7 protein-coding genes are annotated in these 4,949 nt (G+C 70.5%); all 7 read right to left on the reverse strand.

Annotated elements, in window-relative coordinates:
• The coding region (locus VOI19_RS14230) for a cation:proton antiporter (RefSeq protein WP_323793622.1) at positions 1-1,042 on the reverse strand (1,042 nt) is incomplete at its 3' end.
• Positions 1,039-2,100 (reverse strand): ATP-binding protein, encoded by a 1,062-nt coding sequence (locus VOI19_RS14235; protein ID WP_323793623.1) that lies wholly within the window; start codon positions 2,098-2,100, stop codon positions 1,039-1,041. The genes VOI19_RS14235 and VOI19_RS14230, both read right to left, overlap by 4 nt.
• A gap of 36 nt (positions 2,101-2,136) precedes the next feature.
• Positions 2,137-2,919, reverse strand: a complete 783-nt coding sequence (locus tag VOI19_RS14240; RefSeq protein WP_416366386.1) for a TrmH family RNA methyltransferase — start codon at positions 2,917-2,919, stop codon at positions 2,137-2,139.
• On the reverse strand, positions 2,916-3,314 hold the full coding sequence (gene rplT, locus VOI19_RS14245; RefSeq protein WP_323793625.1) for a 50S ribosomal protein L20: 399 nt from the start codon (positions 3,312-3,314) through the stop codon (positions 2,916-2,918). Before rplT ends, VOI19_RS14240 begins: the two co-directional genes overlap by 4 nt.
• A gap of 61 nt (positions 3,315-3,375) precedes the next feature.
• Entirely contained in the window at positions 3,376-3,570 is a 195-nt protein-coding gene (rpmI, locus tag VOI19_RS14250; protein WP_182526730.1) for a 50S ribosomal protein L35, read from the reverse strand.
• Positions 3,571-3,638: 68 nt separating this feature from the next.
• Positions 3,639-4,397: a translation initiation factor IF-3 gene (gene infC, locus VOI19_RS14255; RefSeq protein ID WP_323793627.1), complete on the reverse strand. Its 759-nt coding sequence runs from the start codon at positions 4,395-4,397 to the stop codon at positions 3,639-3,641.
• Between the two features lie 188 nt (positions 4,398-4,585).
• On the reverse strand, positions 4,586-4,949 hold a 364-nt coding region (locus tag VOI19_RS14260), incomplete at its 5' end, for an SseB family protein (protein WP_323793626.1).

Here is a 4,949-nt window from a genome sequence, read left to right on the forward strand (position 1 = left end):
CGCAGCCCAGGGAGGCCAGGCCCCGGGGCCCGAACCAGCCGATGAAGAGGCGGGTCCTGATCAGGGCTCCCGATCGCAGCAGGGCGAGGAGCACCGCCAGGGTGCGGACGACGACGAGGCTGAGCGCGGCGTAGGCCAGCGCCGACCAGCTGAGCGAGGTGAGGGCGGAGCCGGCGAAGAGCGCGCCGAAGATGAAGAACGTCGCGGCGGTGAGCAGCTGCCCCTCGTCCTCGGTGAAGTCGACGATGTCGTTGCAGCTCACCTGAGCCACCCGTCCGAACACCAGGCCGGCCACGAAGGCCGCGACGAACCCGTTGCCCCCCAGCAGCTCGGCGCCGGCGTAGGCGCCCGCCGCGATCGAGAGCGCCCCGAGCTGACGGAAGACCCCGTCGACGGCTCCCCCGGCGCTGCGACGCTCGAGCAGCCACCCGGCACCGAGCCCGCACACGAGGCCGACGCCGAGCCCGAACCCGAGCTGGCTCGCGACGAAGCCGGTCCAGCTGTCGGGACCACCGGCCTCCACCGCTGCCAGCGCCAGGAGCACGGTGATCACCGGGACCATGACGCCGTCGTTGAGTCCACTCTCGACGTTGAGCCCTTGGCGCAGGCGGACCGGCAGGCGCCGATCGCTGACGACCGCCTGTCCGAGCGCGGCGTCCGTCGGCGCGACGACTGCGGCGAGCAGCGCTGCCTCGGGCCACGAGAGTCCGGGGAAGACGAGCAGGGCTGCCAAGGTCCCGAGGACCAGCATGAGCGGGAGCCCGACCCCGAGAAGGCGTCCGGGGAGCCAGGCGTCGTCCCGCAGCTTCGTCAGGTCGATGCGGGCAGCGTCGGTGAAGAGCACCAGCACCAGGGTCGCCTCGACGAGGATCGAGGCCGCCTCGCCCTCGAGATCGAGGTCGAAGAGGCCGAGCCCCTCGCCTCCCACGGCGAGCCCCACCGCGGTGAACACCATCGGGGCCGTGATCATCGAGCGGTCCGCGCCGCGCGAGAACAGCGCGAACCCGAAGATCGCCGCAGCGATGAGCAGGACCTCGGTCACGGACGTTCCACGTCGCTGTCCTGGAAGGCCGGCCAGGTGCATGCCAGCACCGCGCCGCCGCCGGGGGCGTCGTCGATGGTCACGGTGCCACCGTGCGCCCGCACGAGGCCGTGCACGATGTAGAGCCCCAGTCCGGAGCCGCCCCGGCCGCCCGTCCAGAACTTCGTGAAGACCCGACGGCGCAGCTCCGGCGGGATGCCCTCGCCCTCGTCGGAGACGGACACGAGCACGCTCGCCGGGGCGCCCGCTGCGGCGTGGGGCTCCAGCCGGACGCGGACGGTGCCCTCGCCGTGCCGGACGGCGTTCTCGACCAGGTTGGTGACGACCTGGGTGAACTTGTCGGGGTCGGCGAAGATCTGGTCGAGCTCGCCGGCGACGTCCACGACCAGCGGCCGCGTGGTGCCCGCGCCCACCGAGTCGACGATGCGGGTCACCAGCACCGCGGCGTCCGTGGGACGTCGATACATCTGGAGGCGCCCGGTGTCGATCCGCGCGACGTCGAGGAGCTCGGCGATGAGACGGCTCAGCCGGTCGGCGTCGGCGCTGACGGTGGTCAGCATCAGCTTCTTCTGATCGTCGTTGAACCGGTCCCAGCGGTTGAGCAGCGCCTGCACGAAGCCCTTCACCCCGGTGAGGGGCGAGCGCAGCTCGTGGGCCACGGTGGCGACGAGGTCGGAGCGTTCGCGGTCCAGCCGCGCGCGACCACGACCCGAGCGGATGCTGATGGCGAGTCGGCTGACGTCGCCCAGCGGCCGCTCACGGTGCAGCCGGGCAGTCACCAGCACCTCGGCGCCGTCGGGGAGCACCCACGACTGCTCGGGCACGGCCGTGCGCGTGCGCAGGCCGACGTACGGCGAGTTGCACCGCAGCCACTCCTGACCGTCCTGGCCCTGGAGGCGGAGCACGGTGCTGAGGGGAAGGCCGGTGGCCTCGGCGGGCGACGCCCAGCCGAGCATCGTCGCGGCCTCGGTGGAGATGAGGGAGACGACGCCGGCGCCGTCCGCGATCACGACTCCGTCGGGTAGGGCGTCGACGGCGTCCTGAGCGCTCTGGGTCACCGGGTCAGGCTACTGGTCGCCAGTGGTCACCGCTGGTCACTGCCGGGAGTGGCTGCGGGCAGACTCGTAGAGGCACAGCGCAGCGGCGGTCGCGAGGTTCAGGCTCTCGGCGCGTCCCCGGATCGGGATCCGCACCCGGTGGTCGGCCAGGGCCGCCACCTCGGGCGGCAGCCCCCACGCCTCGTTGCCGAACAGCCATGCAGTGGGCGCGTCCAGCAGGTCGCCGGCCTCGTGGAGGTCGACGTCACCGCTCCCGTCGGCCGCGAGGACGACGAGCCCCGCAGCGCGTGCGGCCGAGATCGCGGTGGCGACGTCCGGCTCGATGGCGACGGGGAGGTGGAAGGCGCTCCCGACGCTGGCGCGCAGCGTCTTGGGGTTGTAGAGGTCGACCGACGTGCCCGCGAGCACGACAACCTCGGCACCGGCGGCGTCGGCGGTGCGGATGACGGTGCCGGCGTTGCCGGGGTCACGCACGTCGGCGCAGATGGCGACCAGGCGCGGCGCACGGTCGAGCACGTGCTCGAGGGGACGGTCGACGAAGCGGCACAGCGCCACGATGCCCGCCGGGCTGACCGAGTCGCTCAGCGCGGCGAGGGCGCGATCCTCGACGAGGGTCACCTCGCTCCCGCGGGGCGCGAGCGCGGCGCCTGACTCGGTGGCGAAGATCTCGACGACGCACCCCGGGACACCCAGTGCGCCCTCGACGGCCTTGGGGCCGTCGGCAAGGAACAGCCGCCGCTCGGAGCGTTCCGAACGGCGGCTGAGCTTGCGGATGTCCTTCAGGCGGGCGTTGCCCGCCGCGAGGGGTACGACGCTCAGGCCGAGGCCTCGGTCGTCTCGCGCGGGGCGTTGACGTCCGCGGGGAGAGCAGCCTTGGCCGTCTCGACGAGCGCGTTGAACGCGACGATGTCGTTGACCGCGAGGTCGGCGAGGATCTTGCGGTCGACCTCGACGCCGGCCAGGTTGAGGCCCTGGATGAAGCGGTTGTAGGTCATGCCCTGGGCACGCGCACCGGCGTTGATCCGCTGGATCCACAGCTTGCGGAAGTTGCCCTTGTTCTTGCGGCGGTCGTTGTAGTTGTAGACGTGGGAGTGAGTGACCTGCTCCTTCGCCTTGCGATACAGGCGCGAGCGCTGGCCGCGGTAGCCGGCGGCGCGCTCGAGGGTGGTACGACGCTTCTTGTGAGCGTTTACTGCGCGCTTGACGCGTGCCATGAGAGTTCTCCTTGTTGCTGTCTGGTCTCGCCTAGCTCGACCGGGGTGTGGGACGAGAGGGTCAGAGACCCAGCATCTTCTTGGCGCGGGGGACGTCGGCCTTGGCGACCTCGACGGTGCCGGACAGACGACGGGTGACCTTGGAGGCCTTCTTCTCCAGGTTGTGACGCTTGCCCGCCTTCTCGCGCAGGATCTTGCCCGAGCCGGTCACGCGAAAGCGCTTCCCGGCACCGCTGTGGCTCTTGTTCTTCGGCATGTCGCTATCTCCTTGGTTGAAACACATTCGTCGACCCCGTGCTGGGGTCTGGGGCTGAGCCCCGGGTCTCAGGCCTCGATCTCGGGATCGAGGTTCTCGGAGCGGCCCCGCTCCTTCTTCGCCGCGACCGGTCCGGCAGCGTGCGCAGCGTCGCGCTCGGCCTTCTCGTACTCGACGACGGCCTCGCGCTCGGCTTCCTTCTCGGCCTTCTGGACCAAGTAGTCGGCCTTGGCCTCGGCCTTCTTCTTGTGCGGGCCGAGCACCATGATCATGTTGCGGCCGTCCTGCTTGGGCGAGGACTCCACGAAGCCGAGCTCGGTGACGTCCTCGGCCAGGCGCTGCAGCAGCCGGAACCCGAGCTCGGGGCGGTGCTGCTCGCGACCGCGGAACATGATCGTGATCTTGACCTTGTCGCCGGCCTTGAGGAAGCGGACGACGTGGCCCTTCTTCGTCTCGTAGTCGTGCGCGTCGATCTTGGGACGAAGCTTCATCTCCTTGATGATCACGTTCGTCTGGTTGCGCCGGGCCTCACGAGCCTTCTGGGCGTTCTCGTACTTGAACTTCCCGTAGTCCATGAGCTTGCAGACCGGGGGGCGCGCCATCGGGGCGATCTCGACGAGGTCGAGGTCGGCCTCCTGGGCAAGGCGCAGCGCGTCGGCGGTGGGAACGATGCCGACGGTCTCGCCGCTGGGGCCAACGAGGCGGACTTCCTGGACGCGGATCCGGTCGTTGATTCGAAGCTCGGTGCTGATGGGTCCTCCAGTGGATGGGTGGATATGGCGGTCAATCCGTTGCCGGACGATGTCGTCAGTCCAAGCGGAGGCCAGCCATGACCACCTACCTCCGGCTCATGGACGAATGTCACCCACGAGCCCAGGTCGGGCCATCAGACCGGACCCGACGACCTGTTGGTGCTGCGGTCGATGCGGGTGGGAGATGATCGAGCCTGATCTCCGCTTGATGGATCGGTGGCACGCGAGTGCCACTGATCCGGTCAGTGATGAATGCTAGTGGATCAGGGCGCCGACGGCGAATCGTCCGCCTGGAGCCAGGCGAGGCCGCCCTCGACGCGGGCCAGCGTGTAGCCGGCGGCCAGGGCGCGCAGGCTCTCGCCGTCCACCACGAACCTGGTGGGTCCAGCGAGGTCGATGACCAGCGCGGAGGCCTCTTCCTGCACCGCCGCCTGCGCGGCCGTGCGGGCGGCCACCGGCACCGGACGGGCCTCGGGGTTCCAGGCAGCGAGCGTCTCGGTGCTCGTGAACGCCAGGAGCCCCCGTCGTCCGTCGGGGGTCTGCGTGAGGACGGCAGCCATGTCGCTGGACTTGTCGTGGGCCAGACCGGCCTCGTCGACCTCGACCTCGCCGAGCACCGCGACGACC

Source organism: Nocardioides sp., assembly GCF_034670285.1.
Lineage (GTDB): Bacteria > Actinomycetota > Actinomycetes > Propionibacteriales > Nocardioidaceae > Nocardioides.

Coding starts and splice junctions, on each gene's coding strand:
- rpmI (WP_182526730.1), bottom strand. CDS start 3,570: ATGCCGAAGAACAAGAGCCACAGCGGTGCCGGGAAGCGCTTTCGCGTG.
- rplT (WP_323793625.1), bottom strand. CDS start 3,314: ATGGCACGCGTCAAGCGCGCAGTAAACGCTCACAAGAAGCGTCGTACC.